Annotated in this window: 20 protein-coding genes; 6 read left to right on the plus strand and 14 right to left on the minus strand. The window is 60.6% G+C overall.

The window, feature by feature from the left end; all coding sequences use genetic code 11:
- Positions 1-14: 14 nt before the first annotated feature.
- The 3 genes from CTATCC11996_RS04640 to CTATCC11996_RS04650 all read left to right on the plus strand — a co-directional run bounded on the left by CTATCC11996_RS04640 (position 15) and on the right by CTATCC11996_RS04650 (position 3,507).
- Entirely contained in the window at positions 15-854 is an 840-nt protein-coding gene (locus CTATCC11996_RS04640; RefSeq protein ID WP_003073637.1) for an ABC transporter ATP-binding protein, read from the plus strand.
- A 161-nt stretch (positions 855-1,015) separates the two neighbouring features.
- The gene (locus CTATCC11996_RS04645) at positions 1,016-2,263 is read left to right on the plus strand and encodes a phenylacetate--CoA ligase family protein (protein ID WP_003073639.1); all 1,248 of its coding nucleotides are present in this window, start codon (positions 1,016-1,018) and stop codon (positions 2,261-2,263) included.
- Positions 2,264-2,517: 254 nt separating this feature from the next.
- Complete coding sequence (locus CTATCC11996_RS04650) at positions 2,518-3,507, plus strand: tripartite tricarboxylate transporter substrate-binding protein (RefSeq protein ID WP_003073641.1); 990 nt, start codon at positions 2,518-2,520, stop codon at positions 3,505-3,507.
- 76 nt (positions 3,508-3,583) lie between these two features.
- On the opposite strand, the gene CTATCC11996_RS04655 is transcribed toward CTATCC11996_RS04650, so the two are convergent.
- From CTATCC11996_RS04655 to CTATCC11996_RS04665, 3 genes are all read right to left on the minus strand, one after another.
- Positions 3,584-3,904, minus strand: coding sequence for a DUF1840 domain-containing protein (locus CTATCC11996_RS04655; RefSeq protein WP_003073644.1), 321 nt, complete (start codon positions 3,902-3,904; stop codon positions 3,584-3,586).
- Between the two features lie 12 nt (positions 3,905-3,916).
- A complete protein-coding gene (locus CTATCC11996_RS04660) occupies positions 3,917-5,188 on the minus strand; it encodes an SAM-dependent methyltransferase (protein ID WP_042437587.1) in 1,272 nt (423 codons plus the stop codon).
- Between the two features lie 74 nt (positions 5,189-5,262).
- Positions 5,263-5,880 (minus strand): hypothetical protein, encoded by a 618-nt coding sequence (locus tag CTATCC11996_RS04665; RefSeq protein WP_003073648.1) that lies wholly within the window; start codon positions 5,878-5,880, stop codon positions 5,263-5,265.
- Between the two features lie 42 nt (positions 5,881-5,922).
- Between CTATCC11996_RS04665 and CTATCC11996_RS04670 the strand changes: the two genes are divergently transcribed.
- Both CTATCC11996_RS04670 and CTATCC11996_RS04675 read left to right on the plus strand, forming a co-directional pair.
- Positions 5,923-7,104, plus strand: a complete 1,182-nt coding sequence (locus tag CTATCC11996_RS04670) for an aminopeptidase (RefSeq protein ID WP_003073650.1) — start codon at positions 5,923-5,925, stop codon at positions 7,102-7,104.
- Positions 7,105-7,207: 103 nt separating this feature from the next.
- A complete protein-coding gene (locus CTATCC11996_RS04675; RefSeq protein WP_003073651.1) occupies positions 7,208-8,905 on the plus strand; it encodes a phosphoethanolamine transferase in 1,698 nt (565 codons plus the stop codon).
- 89 nt (positions 8,906-8,994) lie between these two features.
- On the opposite strand, the gene CTATCC11996_RS04680 is transcribed toward CTATCC11996_RS04675, so the two are convergent.
- From CTATCC11996_RS04680 to CTATCC11996_RS26090, 6 genes are all read right to left on the minus strand, one after another.
- Positions 8,995-9,765: an ABC transporter permease gene (locus CTATCC11996_RS04680; RefSeq protein ID WP_003073654.1), complete on the minus strand. Its 771-nt coding sequence runs from the start codon at positions 9,763-9,765 to the stop codon at positions 8,995-8,997.
- Positions 9,766-9,773: 8 nt separating this feature from the next.
- Positions 9,774-10,622, minus strand: coding sequence for an ABC transporter ATP-binding protein (locus CTATCC11996_RS04685; RefSeq protein ID WP_003073657.1), 849 nt, complete (start codon positions 10,620-10,622; stop codon positions 9,774-9,776).
- Between the two features lie 57 nt (positions 10,623-10,679).
- Positions 10,680-11,708: an ABC transporter substrate-binding protein gene (locus CTATCC11996_RS04690; RefSeq protein ID WP_003073659.1), complete on the minus strand. Its 1,029-nt coding sequence runs from the start codon at positions 11,706-11,708 to the stop codon at positions 10,680-10,682.
- Between the two features lie 53 nt (positions 11,709-11,761).
- Positions 11,762-12,262, minus strand: a complete 501-nt coding sequence (locus tag CTATCC11996_RS04695; protein WP_003073661.1) for a nucleoside deaminase — start codon at positions 12,260-12,262, stop codon at positions 11,762-11,764.
- Between the two features lie 13 nt (positions 12,263-12,275).
- Positions 12,276-13,292 carry an ABC transporter substrate-binding protein gene (locus CTATCC11996_RS04700; protein ID WP_003073663.1) on the minus strand — a complete coding sequence of 339 codons (1,017 nt, stop codon included), beginning with the start codon at positions 13,290-13,292 and terminating at the stop codon, positions 12,276-12,278.
- A gap of 112 nt (positions 13,293-13,404) precedes the next feature.
- A complete protein-coding gene (locus tag CTATCC11996_RS26090; RefSeq protein ID WP_147282734.1) occupies positions 13,405-13,611 on the minus strand; it encodes a hypothetical protein in 207 nt (68 codons plus the stop codon).
- Positions 13,612-13,766: 155 nt separating this feature from the next.
- On the opposite strand from CTATCC11996_RS26090, the gene CTATCC11996_RS04705 reads away from it, so the two are divergent.
- Entirely contained in the window at positions 13,767-14,765 is a 999-nt protein-coding gene (locus tag CTATCC11996_RS04705; protein ID WP_003073665.1) for an isopenicillin N synthase family dioxygenase, read from the plus strand.
- 168 nt (positions 14,766-14,933) lie between these two features.
- Here CTATCC11996_RS04705 and CTATCC11996_RS04710 read toward each other — a convergent pair whose 3' ends face one another.
- The 5 genes from CTATCC11996_RS04710 to CTATCC11996_RS04730 all read right to left on the minus strand — a co-directional run bounded on the left by CTATCC11996_RS04710 (position 14,934) and on the right by CTATCC11996_RS04730 (position 19,939).
- Positions 14,934-15,188: an acyl-CoA-binding protein gene (locus tag CTATCC11996_RS04710; protein WP_003073666.1), complete on the minus strand. Its 255-nt coding sequence runs from the start codon at positions 15,186-15,188 to the stop codon at positions 14,934-14,936.
- Positions 15,189-15,359: 171 nt separating this feature from the next.
- Entirely contained in the window at positions 15,360-16,565 is a 1,206-nt protein-coding gene (locus CTATCC11996_RS04715) for a porin (protein ID WP_003073668.1), read from the minus strand.
- Between the two features lie 250 nt (positions 16,566-16,815).
- Complete coding sequence (locus CTATCC11996_RS04720) at positions 16,816-17,787, minus strand: quinone oxidoreductase family protein (RefSeq protein WP_003073670.1); 972 nt, start codon at positions 17,785-17,787, stop codon at positions 16,816-16,818.
- Between the two features lie 107 nt (positions 17,788-17,894).
- Positions 17,895-18,863, minus strand: a complete 969-nt coding sequence (locus CTATCC11996_RS04725; RefSeq protein WP_003073672.1) for a Bug family tripartite tricarboxylate transporter substrate binding protein — start codon at positions 18,861-18,863, stop codon at positions 17,895-17,897.
- A 17-nt stretch (positions 18,864-18,880) separates the two neighbouring features.
- Entirely contained in the window at positions 18,881-19,939 is a 1,059-nt protein-coding gene (locus CTATCC11996_RS04730; protein ID WP_003073674.1) for a beta-keto acid cleavage family enzyme, read from the minus strand.
- Positions 19,940-20,032 lie beyond the last annotated feature (93 nt).

The raw sequence follows: 20,032 nt of genomic DNA on the forward strand, positions 1-20,032 counted from the left end.
TACCAGGTGACCGCATGACCGATAACGCGCACACAGTTTCCACTTCCCCGCAGGCCACGCCCCTGGTGGAAGTCAATGGCATCGAGGTCATCTACAACCATGTGATCCTGGTGCTCAAGGGCGTCTCTCTGCAAGTGCCGCACCAGAGCATCGTGGCCCTGCTGGGCGGCAATGGCGCGGGCAAGACCACAACGCTGCGCGCCATCTCCAATCTACTCAAGGGCGAGCGCGGTGAAGTCACCAAGGGCGGCATCACGCTGGAGGGCGAGCAGATCGCCAACCTCTCGCCGGCCGACCTGGTCAAGCGCGGGGTGGTGCAGGTCATGGAAGGCCGGCACTGCTTTGCCCACCTGAGCATTGAAGAAAACCTGCTGACGGGCAGCTACACCCGCACGGACAAGGGCGAGATTGCTGCCAATCTCGAGAAGGTCTACAACTACTTCCCGCGCCTCAAGACCCGGCGCACCAGCCAGGCGGCCTATACCTCGGGCGGCGAGCAGCAGATGTGCGCCATCGGCCGCGCGCTGATGAGCAATCCGCGTATGGTTTTGCTGGACGAGCCCTCCATGGGCCTGGCGCCGCAGATCGTGGACGAGGTCTTTCACATCGTCAAAGACCTCAACAGCAAGGAAAAAGTCACCTTCCTGCTGGCCGAGCAGAACACCAATATGGCGCTTAAATACGCCGACTACGGCTACATCATGGAAAGCGGGCGCATCGTCATGGACGGCTCAGCCAAGGATCTGGCCAGCAACGAGGACGTCAAGGAGTTCTACCTGGGCGTGGGCGGCGGTGAGCGCAAGAGTTTCAAGGATGTGAAAAGCTACAAGCGTCGCAAGCGCTGGCTGGCGTAACGGATACCCCCTGAGCGGCTGCACCGCTTCCCCCAAGGGGGACGACAGCCTCGCTGCGCGGCGGCGCTTGCTCGCCGCCTCTCGCTGGGTGCAGGTCAGTTCTCAGAGCTAACGCCCATTGTTTTCCGTTTTGTTTGCAGATTTTCCCTACAGGATTTGCCATGAGTGACTTCTACGACTCCCTGGAAATACGCAGCCCTGATGAGCGCGAAGCGACATTGATGGCTGCATTGCCCGCGCAGATCGCCCATGCCCAGCAGCGCTCGGCTGCGTTTGCCGAGATCCTCAAGGGCGTGGATGCAACAAGCATCACGAACCGCAGCGCACTGGCGCAGCTCCCCGTCACCCGCAAGAGCGAACTGCTGGAGCGCCAGGCCGCGCTGCGCCCGCGCCAGATCTTCGGAGGTTTCAATGCCATTGGCCTGGGCCACGACATGCCCAGGCTGTTTGCCAGCCCCGGTCCCATCTACGAACCCGAAAGCCGTCGCACCGATTACTGGCGCATGGCCCGCTCCATGTACGCCGCAGGCTTCAGGGCCGGCGAGCTGGTGCACAACTGCTTCAGCTATCACTTCGTGCCCGCCGGATCGATGATGGAAACCGGTGCCCAGGCACTGGGTTGCACGGTGTTTGCAGGCGGCACGGGCCAGACCGAGCAGCAGGTGCAGGCCATGGCCGATCTGCGGCCAGCCGCCTATGTGGGCACGCCCAGCTTTCTGAAAATCATTGTGGAAAAGGCCCAGGAGATGGGAGTGAAGCTGCCCAGCCTGACCAAGGCCATGGTCAGCGGCGAAGCCTTTCCGCCTTCACTCAGCCAATGGATGCGCGAGCATGGCATCGACGCATACCAGAGCTACGGCACGGCCGATCTGGGCCTCATTGCCTATGAAACCAGCGCGCGCGAAGGCCTGGTTCTGGACGAGGGCGTGATCGTGGAGATCGTGCGCCCTGGAACCGGCGACCCTGTGGCCGAGGGCGAGGTGGGCGAGCTGGTCATCACCACGCTCAACCCCGACTATCCGCTGATCCGCTTCGGCACGGGCGATCTCTCGGCCTATCTTCCAGGAGCCTGCCCCACGGGCCGCACCAATGCCCGCATCAAAGGCTGGATGGGCCGCGCCGACCAGACCACCAAGGTCCGCGGCATGTTTGTGCATGCCAAACAGGTGGCTGAGGTCGCCAAGCGCTTTCCGCAGATCGCCAGGGCCAGGCTGGTGGTGACAGGTGAGATGGCCAACGACCAGATGCAGTTGCTGGTTGAAACCACAGAAACCGCGCCGGGCTTTGCCCTGCAGGTGATCGACGCCTTGCGCGAAGTCACCAAGCTGCGCGGCGAAGTGCAGATGGTATCTCCTGGCAGCCTGCCCAATGACGGCAAGGTGATCGAGGACGCGCGTTCCTATCAGTGAAGAGCAGCAGGCTTCGGCTGACTCTGCGGCCTAAAGGCTGTGCACCGGGACCAAGCCCCTGATCATGTGTCGCCAATACGCGACAGGCAACCAGTTTGCTTTAACGCAAATGCAATGTGATCGCCCGCTCCATCAAGGGATAACACTTAGAAAATAACAAAAACCCCACAGATTAGCGCTACCTAGAATCCGGCTTTACGTCACGAAAAGCGAACCGTCCTGGTCTGCTTGCACATTATTTTTAGGGAGACACTGTGAAAACTATTTTCAAGATCGCCACCATTGCTCTGGCTGCCACCGCTGCCATCAGCAGCCATGCCGACAGCTACCCTGCCGCTGGCAAGACGATCACGATCATTGTGCCTTTCACGGCAGGCGGCCCCACCGACAAGGTGGCACGCGACCTGGCCGAATCCATGCGCAAGCAGCTGAACAACGCCACCATCGTCATCGACAACGCAGACGGTGCCGGCAGCACGATTGGCACGGCCAAGGCAGCACGCGCACGCAATGACGGCTACACGCTGCTGCTGACGCATATCGGCATGTCCACCATCCCGACGCTGTACCGCAAGCTGTCCTTCAACGTGCTCAACGACTTCGAGTACGCCGGCATCATCAACGATGTGCCCATGACACTGATCGGTCGCCCCACCCTGCCCGCCAAGAACTTCGCCGAAGTCAAGGACTGGGTCAGCAAGAACCAGGGCAAGGTGAATCTGGCCAACGCCGGCGTGGGCTCGGCCTCGCACCTGTGCGGCCTGATGTTCCAGGCCTCGCTGCAGCAGGACATGACGCCCGTTCCCTACAAGGGTGCAGCTCCTGCGATTGCCGACCTGATGGGCAACCAGGTGGACCTGCTGTGCGACCAGACCACCAACACCACTTCGCAGATTGCCGCCAAGAAGGTCCAGGCCTATGCCGTGACCACTGCCAAGCCTCTGACCACGCCTGCACTCAAGGACCTGCCCACGCTGCAATCCCTGGGTCTGAAGGACTTCAACGTGACCATCTGGCACGGTCTGTACGCCCCCAAGGGCACGCCTGCCGATGTGGTGCAAAAGATCAACGAAGCCATGAAGGCTTCGCTCAAGGACCCCGAGTTCATCAAGCGCCAGGAAGCCCTGGGTGCCGTGATTGCCACGGACGACCGCACCAACCCTGCCGGCCACAAAAAGTTTGTGGAGTCTGAAATCGCCAAGTGGGGCAAGGTCATCAAGGCCGCCGGCATCTACGCCGACTGACAGGGCGCGAGCTCGTAAAAAACAGAAAGCCTGCATCTGCAGGCTTTTTTTTGGGGTGCCCGGAAGGGGATGGAACTTACCAGGTCACTTCCTTGCCGTCGGCGGCACTGCGCCTGAGCATGTCGACAAAAGGCACGATGCGTTGGCCCAGGGCCACGCTGTCCTGGCTCGCAGGCGCGGCATCTTCGTCCTGCGCGTCGTCTTCCGGCTGCTTGCGCCTAACTGCCTCCTCGGCGGCAGCCGCCTCCAGCGCGGCAATGGCGGCTGGAATCTGCTCCACGGTGATGATGCCGTGTACCTCGTCGGGCGACTTGCCGATGATTTCCAGCAGCTTGCGGCCGTTGGCGTCCAGCATGATGAGGTCTGCCGTGGCACGCGATTTGAATTTGTAGGGCATGGAGCGGTTCCTTCAACGGTAGATGTATTCGCGGTTAAAAGGATAGCCGCTCTGCGCACCGGTCATCGCGCCGCTGCGCAGATCGCCATCAGGTTTGCTGCACAGCATCTGATGCAGCGCAATCCAGCCATGCTCGAAGCCCATGGCCGATCCTGCCAGATAGAGGCGGTAAGCACGCAGCGCCTTAGCGGCTTTTTCCTCGTCATACTGGGTCTGCAAAATGGCCTGTGCCTCGCCCAGCCGGGACTCCAGCGTATCCGACCAGGCCCATAGCGTGCGTGCATAGTGTGGGCGCAAGTTTTCGGTGTCCACCATCTCCAGCCCGCTGGCAGCCAGGTCATGCAGCACGCGGCTGACATGCATGAGTTCGCCTCCGGGAAAGATGTAGCGGTTGATGAACTCGCCCATGCCGGCGCCCAGCTCCACATTGCTGACGCCGCCCGCCGTGATGCCATGGACCAATGCAAGACCGCCAGGCCTGAGCATGGAATAAATGGTTTCGAAGTATTCCTCCAGATTGGCGCTGCCCACGTGCTCGAACATGCCGACCGAGCCGATCTTGTCGAACGGCTCCACATCACCCATTTGCCGGTAATCACGCAGCTCGACCTGGACCTTGCCCTGCAGGCCCTTCTCGGAGATCAGGCGCTGCACATGCTCGAACTGGTTGCGCGACAGCGTGATGCCATGGGCCTGAACACCGTAATACTCGGCCGCCCAGAAGATCAACCCGCCCCAACCGGAACCTATGTCCCAGAAGCGCTCTCCGGGCTGGAGCTTGAGCTTTTTGCAGATGTGATCGAGTTTGGCCTCCTGCGCCTGCGCCAGGCTCATGCCCTGCTCTTTGTAGTAAGCGCAGGAATAGACGCGGCGCGGGTCCAGCCACAGCGCGTAGAAGTCGTCGGAGAGATCGTAATGAAACTGAATCTGCTCGGCATCGCGGGTCAGCGTGTGCATGGCCAGCGACCTGGCCTTGGAGACCGTCTGCCCCAGCCAAGAGGGCGTATGACTGACCGGATCACCGCGCAGCAGCCCGGCCGCTGCCGTCATGATGTCGCGGGAGCTGCCCTTGACCTCCACCCAGCCCTCGACGATGGCCGACCCAATCGAGCCGATCTGACCATCCAGCAGCGCCGCAACAGCCTTGGGAGAGCGAAAAATGAGTTGAACCGCACTGTGTTCAGGCCCGATATGCTCGCCCGAGGGAAGCTGTATCGATGCAGTCACAGGAAGTCTTGCTAGCAGCGGCTCCAATGTGCTCAACAGGTTTTTCATGAAAACCATTGTTCACATCGACTATGGCAGGGTCAAGACGGAAAACATCCCTGCCTAAAACTGCCTCCAGGTCTGGCAGAGGATCAGTTGCGGGCTTTCACCAGCCTGTCGTAGGCCTTGAGGGTGGCTGGGGCCACAGACTGCAGCACTTGTTCATAAGCCGTCTTGTGACGCGCCAGCAAGCGCATGGAGGCAACGGTGCGGCTGCGGCAGAACCAGTGGCAAGTGTGCTGCATCAGCATCAGCTCAGCCGTCATGGTGAAGGCTCGGCGCTTGCGCTCTTCCTCGTCGGCCGCATCACCCACACGGGCAGCCGCCAGCGCCTGGGCATGAAGCTTCATGGTCTCGCGCACATCCATGGTGGCCGAAGGCAGAACCCGGGTCATATAGGGCAGCGCCAGCGGCAGGGTGCTGGCGCGCGTCTGCTCGGGCGGCAAGGTGGCGAATTCATCCGCGAAACGCTGAAACTGGCTCACCAGACTGCTCTCGGTATTGGCCAGCACGGGCCAGATCTGTTCACGCCTCTGCGCATCCTTCTCGCCGATGACACGCAGATATCCCTCCATCAGATTGGCCATGAGCTTCTCGATCTGAAAGCGTGCCAGATGCTGGGCCAGAAGCTGGGTGTGCTGACGCTGCTCCTGCTTCTTGAGCACGTAGAGCACGGTGGTGACAATGATGGCGAGCGTTAGAAAATCCATGAAGCGAAACCAGACAGGCGGACAAGCGCAATGAGAAAAAGGATGAGTGTAGTCAGCCTGAGGGCTTTGCTGGGAATTAGTGCCGCAATTGCAGGCCTGACGGGCTGCAGCAGCGCCGGCTATTACTGGCAAGGTTTCAAGGGGCAGATGCAGATTCTTCAGGCCGCACGACCTATTGATGACTGGCTCGCCGAAGACAGCACCTCCGCAGCACTGCGTCAGCGTCTGCAGACCGCGCAACAGATGCGCCGCTTCGCCAGCCGGGAGCTGGCTCTGCCCGACAACGCCAGCTACACCCGCTACGCCCAGCTGCAGCGTCCGTTTGCGGTCTGGAACGTGGTGGCAGCCCCGGCCTACAGCCTGGAGATGCACCAATGGTGCTTTCCCGTCACCGGCTGCATTGCCTACCGAGGCTACTTCAGCAAGAGCGACGCACAGGCGCAGGCACAAACGCTTCAGTCCCTGGGGTTGGAAACCAGCGTCTATGGCGTGCCTGCCTACTCCACGCTGGGCTATCTGAACTGGCTGGGCGGCGACCCCTTGCTCAGCACCTTCACTTCCTGGCAGGAGGGTGACTTTGCCGGCTTGCTGTTCCACGAACTGGCCCACCAGCTGCTGTATGTGAAGAACGACACGGCCTTCAACGAATCCTTTGCCACCACGGTGGAACGCATGGCCACACCTTTGTGGCTGCACAGCCATGCCAGCGCCGCCACACAGCAACGCTGGCAGCAGAGCCTGCAGCGGCGCGAGCTATGGCAGCAGCTGACGCGCGAGACCCGTCAGCGCCTGCAACAGATTTATGAACAGAAAAATGCTGAAGCCTTTGATGCCAAAGCGCTGGAAGCCATCAAAAGCAAAGTATTTGACGAATTCCGTGCCACTTATGCGCAGCTCAGAACGCAATGGATTGCCACTGACGAGCCCCTGCTGACCAGCTTCGCCCTGCGCGAGCAGTATTACCGGCGCCTGACCCAGACCGATGAATGGGTGGCGCAGGCCAATAACGCCAGTTTCGGAGCCCTTGCCGCCTATGACGACTGGGTGCCGGCCATGACTCGCTGGTGGCTGCAGCTGCGCGGCGAAGGCCCGGCCACTCCAGAGACCTGGCGCGGCTTCTATACCCAGATGCGCGAGCTGGCAGCCTTGCCTGCTGAAGAACGCAAGCTGCGGCTATGCGCCCAATGGGGAGAAGCGGCAAAAACAGCGACTCAGTGCCAATAAATACGTCAAATTGACATAAAACAATTTTTTACACGGGTTAGCCATATAGGAGGTTTCAGCGGTTTTTAAGAAAGTCTCGCCAGACTTCTCCGATACCTATTTTTTGCCCTCTGCCGTGGCTACCCAAGACTCCGTTTCTACCCCATTTTTCAAGGGGTTTTTTCAACCTCGAACGCCTCAGTTCATCGCTCTGGCCCTGGCCATCTGGCTGACACTGACGGCCAACTGGGCCCTGTGGCTGCGCCTGCCTTCCCTGGACGGCTATCACGGCAGTCTGGCCCTGCTTGCCCTGCGGGTTGTGCCGCTGGTGCTGGGTGCCAGCCTTCTGCTGACCTCTTTGTTTGCCTGGCCGCGCTTTACCAAGCCCCTCTGGGTTGCGCTGCTGCTGGTGGCGGCCAGTTCCCAGTACTTCATGGTCAGCTACGGCACCGTGATGGACAAGGGCATGATTCACAACATCCTACAGACCGATGCGCGCGAAAGCTCGGACTTGTTCAACATCAAGCTGCTGGCCGAGGTGTTGATCATCGCCATACTGCCTGCCATCTGGCTGTGGAAAACCCCGCTCAAGCGTGCTAACAGCGCCTGGCGCAATATGCTGCGCACCGCATTGCTGCTGCTGGGCGGCATTGCCCTGATAGCCGCATCGCTGGCCGTTTCGTACCGTGATCTGGCCCCCGTGGTGCGCAACAATCTTTGGCTACGCTACATGATCAACCCGATCAACCCCGTGCTGTCCGCTGCCTCGGTGGCGCTGGACCCCATACTCAACAAGCCCAGGCCCTTTGTCACTATCACTGGTGGCGCAGCTCTGGGTGCCAGCTATGCGGCAGCCCAGAAACCGCCGCTGCTGGTTCTGGTGGTCGGCGAGACTGCACGCTCAAAGAACTTCAGCCTCAACGGTTATGAGCGCGATACCAACCCTGAGCTGGCCAAGCGCGACGTGCTGAGCTGGCGCAATGCCCGCTCCTGCGGCACCAGCACCCGCGAATCGGTGCCCTGCATGTTCTCCAACCTGGGCCGTGAAGGCTTTTACGCCTCCAAGGTCGAGCATGACAACCTGCTTGACGTACTGCAGGCCGCCGGACTGGCCGTGCTCTGGGTGGACAATCAGGCAGGCTGCAAAGGCGTGTGCAAGCGCATCCCCATGGCCGATACCGCCGACAGCGTGAATACGCCGGCCGGCAAGGCGCTGTGCGCCCAGGATGGCGAATGCCTGGATGCACTGCTGCTCAGCGGCCTGGACGAGCGCATCGCCAAGCTGGACCCCGCACGCCGCGCAAAGGGCCTGGTACTGGTCATGCACCAGATGGGTAGTCACGGCCCCGATTACTTCAAGCGCTCCACGGCAGACCTCAAGGCGTTCAAGCCCGAGTGCGCCACCAATGCCCTGTCAAGCTGCTCGCAACAAAGCGTGGTCAATGTCTACGACAACTCCATTCGCTATACCGACCACTTCCTGGCCCAGACCATAGACTGGCTCAAGACCCAGCAAAACCAGTTTGAAACCGGCATGTTCTACATGTCAGACCATGGCGAATCGCTGGGCGAGCTCGGTGTCTATTTGCACGGCATGCCTTACGCCATGGCACCCGACAATCAAAAACATGTGCCCATGATTGCCTGGCTGGGAACGCTGGGTGCTCGCACCGGCCTGAATCAGACCTGCCTGAGCAAGACGCTGGACCAGCCGCTCTCGCATGACAACCTGTTTCATACAGTAATGGGTCTGATGGATGTCACCTCACCGACCTACAAGCAGCCACTGGATGCATTTGCCAGCTGCCGCACGGCCAGCTAGGCATTGACTACAAAGCACAAAAAGGCCAGCCGGATCAATGATCCGGCTGGCCTTTCTCGTTTTCAGGTGCTGCGCTCAGAAACAGTGCATCACTCGCCCTGAGAGCCGCGACGCGCCCAGCCAGTGGTGTGCTTTTCCAGCAGATTGAACAACTCGTACATCACCATGGCCATGGCCCCCACCACGATCAGCCCCGCAAAGGCCAGGCCCATCTGCATGGAAGATCCGGCTGAGACCAGCAGATAGCCGATACCCTCGTTGGCAGCCGTCATCTCGCTGACCGTGGTGCCGACGAAGGCCAGCGTGATCGCGACCTTGAGCGAGCCGTAGAAATACGGCAGGGAGCGCGGCAGACCGACCTTGATCAGCACGTCCCAGCGCTTGGCCCCCAGCACACGCAGCACATCCTCCAGTTCGGGCTCCAGCGTGGCAAGCCCCGTGGCGATATTGACCATGATGGGGAAGAAGCTGATCAGAAAGGCCGTAAGAATGGCCGGGCCTGCGCCGATGCCGAACCAGACCACCAGAATCGGCACGAACGCTGCCTTGGGCAAGGCGTTGAAAGCCGTCATCAGCGGATAGAAGGCTGCATAGGCCAGACGCGAGGAGCCGATCAGAAACCCAAGCAGTACGCCAACCACGATCGCCAAGGCAAAACCTGCCATAGTCACCCAGTAGGTGCGCCAGGCATGCATGGCAATCGTGCCCGCAAACTCATAGAGCTGATGGCCTATGGCCCAGGGGCTTGGGAAGATGAATTCCGAGACGCCGAAGCCCGAACAGATGATCTGCCAGAGCAGGACGATCAGCAGCAACAGCAGCCAGGGGGCCCAGCGCTCGGCGGTTTTTTGATGTTTCATGGAGCGCCTTATTGAAGAATGGCTGCAGCGGTGTCGGTGCCGCTTTTGCGCAGGGCGCCGATATGGCCGCGCAGCTCGTAGACGATGTCCGAGAACTCGGGGGTGTAGGTGACCTCCAGATCGCGCGGGCGCGGCAGGTCGATGTCGCGGCGCACCACGAAGCGGCCCGGGCTCTTGCTCATCACATAGACGGTATCGGCCAGGAACACGCTCTCGCGCAAATCATGCGTGACCAGGATCACATTGAACTTCTGCTCGGCCTGCAGGTCGCGCAAAATGCACCACAGCTCTTCGCGTGTGAAGGCGTCGAGCGCGCCAAAGGGCTCGTCGAGCAGCAGCATCTGCGGCTCGTGAATCAGGGCGCGGCAGATGCTGGCGCGCTGCTGCATGCCGCCGGAAAGCTGCCAGGGAAACTTGCGCTCATACCCTGCCAGGCCCACCTTGCCCAGCAGCTCGATGGCACGTGCCTCGTATTCCTTGCGCTTTTGCTTGAACTGCGAACGGTGCGGCTCCACGATCTCCAGCGGCAGCAGCACATTGTCCAGCGTGGTGCGCCAGGGCAGCAGCGAGGACGACTGGAAAGCCATGCCCGAGATCTTGAGCGGCCCGGTCACTCGCTGGCCATCGACCGTGATGCGCCCCATGGACGGCATCTTCAGGCCCGTCGTAAGCTTCATGAACGTGGACTTTCCACAGCCCGAGGGACCGACGATGGCAATGAACTCGCCGCGCTGTACCGTGAGGTCGATGGCCTCCACCGCAAAGTGGTTGGCCTGCAGCAGCTCTTCGTTATAGGCCAGCCAGACGTCCTTGAATTCGACAAATGGCCGGGCAGCTTCTGTATCTGATGACTTCATAAAACAAGGCTGTAGCGCCTGCCTCACAAGCGCATCCAGCTATCAATCAATGAGCAATTACTTTTTAGGGAAGACGTCCAGATCCGCGACGGGCGGCAGGAAGCGGCCATTCCAGAGCGTCTCGGGGTTCACGCGTGTCTTGGTCGCATAGACGTCCGAGATCTGGGAAGCCATCAGTGCCATGCGTGTGGGGCTGACCTGGCCAAAGCCCTCGCCGCGCGCATCGGCGGTGTTGATCACCGTGTCGATCGCCAGCTGCAGACGACGGGTCTCGAGCGCCGAGTTGACGATGCCGTCGCGCTCCTTCACATAGGCGATGGCACTGCCGGGATTGGCCATGACCTCCTTGGCGCCCTTGCTGAAGGCCTTGAGGAAGGAACGCACGGCTTCGGGGTTCTCGCGCACCAGCTTGGCGCTGGCGATGATGGCGTTGCCATAGAGCTTGACGCCGTTGTCGGCGAACGGCATGACCGTCACATCGGCGGCCTTGACGCCGCGCGCCTCCAGGTTCAGCAGCGAGGTAAAGGTAAAGCCCGTGATGGCATCGATATCGCCGCGCACCAGCATGGTCTCGCGCAGCGGCGGATCCATTGTGGTCCATTGCACATCGCCGACCTTGTTGGCCTTGGCAAACAACGGAAAGCCGCGTCGGCCTGCATCAAAGACCGGCGCTCCCAGCTTCTTGCCCGTCAGGTCCGCCGGCTTGGCGATGGCGCTCTTCTTGAGCGCCATGACCGAGGCCGGCGTGTTGTTGTAGACCATCATCACGGCCACGGGCTTGTCCTTGACTTCGGGGTTGTTGGCATGAAACTCCATGAGCGCGGCCAGATCGGCAAAGCCCATGTCGTAGGAGCCCGATGCCACGCGCTGGATGGCGCCGCCCGAGCCGCTGCCGGCATCCACCGTCACATTGAGCCCCGCAGCCTGGAAATAGCCCTTGGCGACTGGCTGCAGAAATAGCGCCGCAGGTCCTTCAAAACGCCAGTCGAGCTGAAATTTGATAGGCGTTGCGGCAAAGGCTGCCGTGGCGCTGGCAAAGCTGCCCAGGGCCAGAACGGATTGCAGAAACAGGCGCTTGGTTTGCATGGTGGCTTCCCTCTCTCTATGTCAATGAATTGCGGTTGAATGCGTGCCGGGGCTCAGACCTTCCAGGCGCCCTGGTGCGAACTGCTGGCCTCTTCGATCAAGGCCGGCCCAATGCATTCGATGGCGTGCGACGCGGCCTGAAACACATCGCGGCAGGACAGCTCTGCATCCTTCTGATCGAGCCGCTCGCCACGGAACACGCGCAGCCGCTCGGCATCGATGCCATAGACCACGCGGCCGATGGCGGACCAGAAGATGGCACCAGCGCACATCACGCAGGGCTCGGCCGAGGAATACAGCGTGGCGCGCGTCAGTTCATCGCGTGAATGCAGGGGGCTGGCCAGGCGGATGGCGGACAGCTCGGCATGGGCCGTGCAATCGCCGCTTTCGCCGTTGGCATTGCTGGCCCGGGCCAGCACGCGTCCGTCGGCCGCCACGATCAGTGAGCCAAACGGACGGTTGCCGCGCTCGCGCGCCATATCGGCAAGCGCAATGGCTTCACGCAGATAGCGGCCATCGCTGTCGTTCAATGTCTGGGCTTGAGGCAGAGACATGGAGGCTTCCTCCTCAGGCCTTGAGCATGCGCGCCGACCTGGCGGGCAGCATGCTGCTGTTGAACAGTGCGTCGGCAGACGGCGTGGTCTTGAGCGCAAAGGTCTGCACCACGCTGTCTAGCTGCTGCTCCATCAAACGCTTGCTGAAGTCGCCCAGTCCATGGCTTTTCGTGTCTGCCGCAGCCACGTACTGCGCGGTGATGGACCAGCGCTCCAGCTCCAGCCTCTCATCGAGAATCGGCTCACGCTGGCGCACGGCGGCAATGCCTGCTGCGGGGTTGGCAAGGCATTCCACAATCGCACGGTTGGTGGCGCGCAGGAAAGCGGCTACGACCTGCGGCTTCTCGGCGATCAGCTGGCTGGACGCCAGGATCGCATTGCCATACAGATGAACGCCGGCATCGCTATAGCGCAGTATGGAAAGCCCCTCGGGCTTGAGGCGCGCAAACAGAGATACCGCCGAGTCATGGAAATAGGTGGCGGCATCCACATCGCCACGCACCATGACGTTGTCGCGTGCCGAGAACTCCGTCGTCGACCAGGCGAAAAGGTCGGCGGGCAGGTTCTTGCGCCGCGCCACCATGGGCCAGGCACGGCGCGTGGACTCCACCGCCGCTGCTGCCACCTTCTTGCCCCTAAGGCTTGCGAAGTCCGGCGTGATGCCTCTGTCCTTGCGTCCGATGATCACAAACGGCGCGCGGTTGTAGTACTGGTAGACGGCCTGCACGCGCGGCGTGCCGGTGTTCTGCGCATTGAACTCGATCAGCGAACTGATATCACCCAGTCCGAGCTGGTAGGCACCGCTGGCGATACGAGTAATCGAAGCCACCGAGCCCGACCCTACGTCCAGACTCACATCCAGCCCCTCATCGCGGTAGTAGCCGTTTTGCTGGGCCAGAAAAAACGGTGCGGTCTGGCCGTTGACGCGGAAATCCAGCGTGAATTTCAGAGGTGTCAGCGACTTTCCCTGGGCATGCACCCAGGGCGCACTGCACAAAGGCAAAGCAGCAAGAAATTGGCGACGTTGCATGAAGGAACTCTCAGGTCTCTGGCGACAGGATTGCCGGCGGCGGCAGCCACTGGCAGGACTTGAGCAATTTCCGGGCACTGCACACAGAGGCAGGCTGAACGCTTCTACTCGTTCAACCTTCTAGCAATTGGCGTGCCTGCTTTTGCTTACCGCTTGCAGCGGTATCAACAAGGTGCACGTCCGAGCCGCGCATGCATGGATTCATGCACGCCAGTGCACCAGTTTGAAGCCATGCACCAAAACCAAGAGTGCGCGTTCCCTGGTAAATGACTGGCACGCTGTTTGCTGCACTCAAATCAAGAGTAGAAGCGTTCAGCACGGTGCTCTGGCCCTTGTCGGTCAGCAGCTTCGCGGGTCATTGCTCTTGAAGTGGGTGCGGCACACAGCCGCGCCTGGTATCCACACTTCAGATGCCCGCCACACCAAGCCGCAGAGGCAACACCGGCGCCTGAAGTCATTGCAAGAGAAATTCCTATGCAAACCACGAACAGCCACTCTTACAGCCTTGGCGAGCTGGACAAGGAGGCCCGTATGGGCGGGCAAGGCGCAGAAACTTCGGCGCGCGAAGTTCGCGTCATAGACATCAGCGACTTCGAGCAGCGCAAGCAGGAGATTGCCGAGCAGATCTGGAGCGCTTCGGTGGAAATCGGCTTCTTCCAGGTGTCCGGCCACGGCATAGCCCAGGCCGATATCGACGCTGCATTCGGCAGGGCCGAACAGCTGTTTGCCCTGCCGCCCGAAACCAAGGCGCAATGGCCGCTATCGCGCAACGCAGGCTGGGAGCACAAGGCGCAGATCCGCCCCTCCACGCGCACCCCCGACCAAAAGGAGTCCTATCAGGTCACGCGTCCCCGCATGCAGGGTCTGTGGCCCAGCGAGCAGGAGCTGCCGGGATTCCAGCAGGCCACGCTGGCCTTCGAGCACCAGTGCTGGCAGGTGGGCATGCAGTTGCTGTCCTGCTTTGCCTACAAGCTGGGCTTTGATGAGGAGTTCTTCACCCGCGCACATGACCCCGCCGTGCCCAGCTACCAGAGTACGCTGCGCATGCTGCATTACTTTGCCGTGGACCCTGCTCTCAAGGACGAAATCGGCCTGTGGCGTGCAGGCGCACATACGGACTTCGACTGCCTGACGCTGTTGTTCCAGCGCGCCGGCCAGGGTGGGCTACAGGTGCTGCCTGGCAAGGAGGCAGATGCCCAGCAATGGACGCCCGTGAAGCCCGTGGATGGCGTCATCACCTGCAATATCGGCGACATGCTGATGCGCTGGAGCGACGACCAGTTGCCCAGCAACTTCCACCGCGTGCGCAACCCCCAGCCCCATGAGTACCAGGGCGCACGCTACAGCCTGGCCTTCTTCTGCCAGGCCAATGAGGATGCGGTGATCGAAGGGCCGGCCCAGAAATATCCGCCCATCACGGGAGCGGAATACCTGCGCCAGCGCATCAGTGCCAATTTTTCGAACCGGTACTGAGACCCTCTGAGCAGCCCTGCCGCGTCCCCCAAGGGAACGGGGCGGCGCTTCCTCAATACTCCTTTGAGGGTGCACCAGCCCCCGTCTTTAGCGCAGTGTGATGTGGTCTGAATTGAAACGACAAGGCCCCGGAATCCGGGGCCGTGTCGGCAATCAGGGGGGAGCAGATCAGCGCAGCGACTCGATGAGATCGATGTACTGCTGCTTGGCTTCATCCGACGTCGTACCTTCCAGCTTGGCCCAGGCATCCCACTTGGCGCGCGCCACCATGTCGGTGAAGCTGGGCTTCTTGGCTTCGTTGTCGCCTTCGGTGGCCTGCTTGTACAAGGCATAGATCCTGAGCAAGGTGGCGTTGTCAGGACGCTCGCCGAGTGAGGTGGAATTCTTGACGGTTTCTTCGAACCGGGCGTTGAGATCGGACATGAAAGGTCTCCTGGGCTTTAATAGTCGAGGTCAGTGTAGCCAAAAAAACGTCAAATTAGAACGACCGTTCTTTTTATTTCACAAAGTACCGAGACGCCTGCATGCGAGCAGCCCTTTGTGGCACGCTAGCCCTCCAATCCGCCTCTTCGTGATTCGCCCAACGGGCAGCCTTCAGAACATCATGCGCAGACCCAGATCAAAGCCCAGCGCACTGCGCGGCTGCATGTCGGGGCTGCTGCTATAGGCCGGCTGCGGCATGATGACCGGGCTGCTGACGGCCAGCGGCGTCACACCCATCACCGCAGGATTGCTGTGTCCATTGCTCACGCTGATACGTGACACCGTGGTGTAGAGCGCCGTACGTTTGGAGAGGTTATGCACATAACCCAAGGCCAGCTTGTTCACCGATGCGTCGCCAGTTCCCTGCCCATTTTTGAATTGCACCCTGGCCACCGACGCCCTGAACTGATGCAGTCCGACAGGGATTTGCACACCAGCCAGAAGCCCGTCATAGCGGTCTGTGGCCCGCACATCGCTGCGCGCATTGCGCACTTGCGACCACTCGCCCAACACGCGGACCGGACCGAAGTTGTACGAGCCTCCCAGGTTCAGGGACTTGATGGTTTCCTTGCGGCCGTTGAAAGTGCCCAGCATGCTTTCGCCATATCCCAGCGCAATATCGGTGGGGCCATTGGCCCAGCCTATGCGGCCTCCCGCATAGCGGCCGCGCCTGGCATCATTTTCCGGGAAGGCATACATCAGCTGACCATAAAGTCCACCCAGCCCTGTCGGCAGGTGGTAGCCGATGGAATTGTTGGCGCGCAGATAATTGTCCGTACCTGCCGACAAACCGTTTCCCAGCAAGCGCTCGAGCAGCGTGCCGCTGCTCTGCGTACTCAGTGCACGGTTGATGGCCAGGTTGCTGCTGACCACCGCCAGCAAATTGACGCCCACGCCGTTGACGGAATAGGGATCAAAAGCCCAGTCATTCAGAAACGACGGCGTGTGATCGCGCCCAAGGCGCAGCTCGCCCCAATTGCCCGCCAGGCTGACGGTCGAGCGTCGCCCAAAGTTCAGCGCGCCGCCGCCCGTGTCGTTGGTCACAGGCGCTTCCAGCCACATACTGGCAGACATTCCAGCACCCAGATCTTCAACGGCACGAACACCCAGACGGCTGGCCAGATTACCCGATGGTGACAGCGCCCAGAGACCTTGGCTGGCCGTGCGACCGGAGCCATCCCAGGAATTGCTGCGCACCATGTAGCGGCTGACGCCTGCATCCATGACACCGAACAGCGTCACAGATGACTGAGCGCTGGCCAGACTGCTTGCGGACAGGGCAAAAAAACTCCAGATATAGCGTGGAATACGTGGCATGTCATGTCTCCTTTTCGTTATGAATTCGCGGTCTTGATCCGCGAAGTCACTCTAGAAAAGGAAGGCTGCAGCTCTTGTGCAGTTGATGCCATTCATTGCTTATTTGGTGCCATCTGCCCAAGGTGAAATCCCTAGGAATGTCGCCCCGCCGCATGGCCAATGTCAGACAGAAAAAAGCCGGCGCCTTGACAAAGGAGCCGGCACAGATCTTCGCAATGGCTTTAAGCGCCCAACATTTGCACCCTGCAGCTCATGGCACGAGTACCGTGGCCCCCACGGTCTTGCGAGCTTCCAATGCGCGATGGGCTTGTGCCGCCTCGGCCAATGCAAACTCCTGCTGCGGCTCGCTCACAATGCGCCCTGCCAGCACGTGCTCGAACAGCTCTGCAGCCATCTCCAGCATATGTGAGCGGGGCTGGATGTAATGCATCATGGCCGGCCGGGTCATCCAGATCGAGCCTTTGGCGGCCAGCAGCGATGAGTCCACCACCACGGAGCCGGAAGAAGTTCCGTTGCTGACCAGCGAGCCACGCGGCTGTAGGCAATCGAGCGAATCCATCAGTGTGTCCTTGCCTACCGAATCAAAGACCACGGAAACGCCCTTGCCTGCCGTGATTTCCTTCACTCGCTCGACGATGTTTTCGCGCGAAGTCACGATGGTGTGCGCGCATCCGTTCGCTCTGGCCAGTTCGGCCTTCTCATCCGTGCTGACCGTACCAATCATGTTGACCCCCATGGCGCGGGCCCACTGACAGGCAATCAGACCTACGCCTCCGGCAGCTGCGTGGTAGAGAATTGTTTCACCGCCCTGCAGCGGATAGACCTGACGGAACAGATACTGGGCCGTCATGCCTTTCATCATGAGCGTGGCTGCAGCACGGTCTGAAATTCCGTCGGGCAGCGGAATCAGCACTTCTGCAGGCATCACACGCGCCTGTGCATAAGCGCCTTGCGGACCGATCAGATAGCCAACGCGGTCACCCACCCGGATATCCGTCACACCTGATCCGACGGCCTCGACCACGCCGACGGCATCCGAGCCCAGTCCGTTGGGCAAGGCCAGCGGGTAACGCCCGGAGCGGAAGTACACATCAATGAAGTTGAGCGCGATATAGCTATGCCGCACACGCGCCTGGCCTGGGCCGGGGTCTCCCACGGCAACGTTTTCCAGTCGCAGAACTTCTGGACCGCCAGTCTCGTAAAAGCGAATGGCCTGAGTCATGAAATGCTCCTGTCTCTATTGTTCACAGCAAGATGCAGCAAGCGCTGCAAAGCAAAAGCCCGTGCGTCCTCAGTCGCAGACATGTCCGGACCGATTGACGAGCCGATTCAGTTCAGCTTGATGCCGAAATTCCTGACGATCTCACCGTTGCGCTGGTATTCGGCCTGCAGATCGGTAGACAGCTGCTCCAGAGTGCGCTCCTGCTTGATGGGCTCGAAGCCGGTGGACAGATAGCGGGCCTGCACCGCCTGGCTGGCGTTGACCTTCTGCAGCGTGGCATTGATCTTCTCCAGCAACGGCTGCGGCGTCTTTGCCGAAGCAAACACACCCGCCCAGTTGCTGAAATCAAGCTCCGGATAACCGACCTCGGCCATCGTCGGCACATTGGGAAAATCGGGCAGTCGGCTCTTGTAAGCAACGGCCAGCAACTTGACCTTGCCGCTGGGAACCAGCGGTTTGGTGGTAACGGAGCCATCGAACATCAGCGGAATCTGATTGCCCATGATTTGTGCCAATGCTGGTGCAGAGCCTGGAAATGGCACATGCTGCATATCCAGGCCGGCCTTCTGATTCAGGATCGCCCCTGCGTATTGCGATGCCGTCCCCTGGCTGTAGGAGGCAAAGGACAGCTGACCCGGATGGGCCTTGATATAGGCAATGGCCTCCTTGGCATCCTTGGCCGGGAACTGAGGCGAAGCAATGAACACCATGACGGAGCGTGCCATCTGCGAGACGGGTCTGACATCCTTCATGGCATCAAAGCCCCCCTTGAGCACATGAGGAACCTCGGTCAGGATATTGGTCACCGTCACCAACAGGGTATTGCCGTCTGAGGGCTGGGACAGCATGTATTTCACCGCCATGGCACCGCCGGCACCGGGGCGGTTTTCGACCACCACTGGCTGCTTGAGCTCATGCGCCAGCTGATCGCTGATGATGCGCGCAAACACATCGATCGTGCCACCGGGCGGGGCAGGAACAATAAGCTTGACAGGCTTGTCGGTAAACGCGAGGGCGCTGCCAAGCGGCAAAGCAGCAGCCAGAGCCATGGATAAAAGAACGGGAATGCGTTGCATCGTGCGCTCCTTTGACCTCAGGCGACTTTGCGCAGAAAACCCTGCTGAGCACCGTTGCGATTCGGAGCAAAGCCGTTCCTTGCCAGGCTCTCCTCCACCGTGTCGTAGAACACGCCGATCTGGCAGATCTCGCGCGCCTGGGCAGGAGTGGCGATAGGGCGGCTGCATTCCTTGGCAATGCGCACCAGTTGCTCGATCTGCTCCACCGTACCCATTTTTCGGGTTCGGGTTTGATTCCAGAGATTGTCTTCGGTGCCGCAGCGCACATGCAGGCCCATGGCAATGCCCATGAGATTGATGGGCAGCACGTTCAGCACCGAGGCCTCTACCGTGAGCACCGCACCGTCGGGCACGGCGCGCACAAAATTGGCCAGGCTGTAGACGCTTGGCTGGTCCATGCCGCCGCCGATGGCCACCCAGTTCAGCACCAGCGGACCTTTGTAGATGCCGCGACGCATCAGCCGCTCAACCGACTCGAAGCTGTTGATGTTGTAGCACTGGAAAGCACTCTGAATGCCGGCCGCACTCAGGCGGCGTATATGTTCTTCGGCCCAGCCTGGCTGTGCTGGAACGGTCATTTCCTTGTAGGCATTGAACACCGCAGGGTCCTCCATCGAAGTGCCCTGGATATCCCGCGCATCGAACTGCTCCAAAATGTTCATCTGCGAGGTATTGATGGTCACCGTCACCTGATCGGGCTTGGGGTCCAGCTCGGCCAACATGTGGCGGGTATCGTCAGACAGCCATTTGGCGGCCGCGCCATCGGTTTCGGGTGCAAAACTGATCGACCCACCCACCTGAATGATCATGTCCGGGACGCGGGCACGCACGCCGGCAATCAACTCGTTGAACTTGGAAAGCCGCTTGCTGCCGCGACCGTCGAGCTCACGCACATGCAGGTGCAGCACCTGGGCACCGGCGTTGTAGCAGTCCACGGCTTTTTGAATCTGCTCTTCCATCGTGACGGGAATTTCGCCGGGGAAGTCCTCAGGCAGCCACGAAGGCGCATAAGGAGCTGCAGTGATGATGAGAGGCTGCTGATTTTCGGCAACCAGGTGACCGTCGAGGAAATTCATGATGGTGTCTCCGTTGTTATATGAATGCCATGCCCGCGCTCAGAGCCTTGCGTACAGCTGTGCTTGCGTCGCACCGCTCGGTCAGGTTCTGCG

The sequence above is a fragment of the Comamonas testosteroni ATCC 11996 genome (assembly GCF_000241525.1).
In the GTDB taxonomy this organism is placed as follows: domain Bacteria; phylum Pseudomonadota; class Gammaproteobacteria; order Burkholderiales; family Burkholderiaceae_C; genus Comamonas; species Comamonas testosteroni.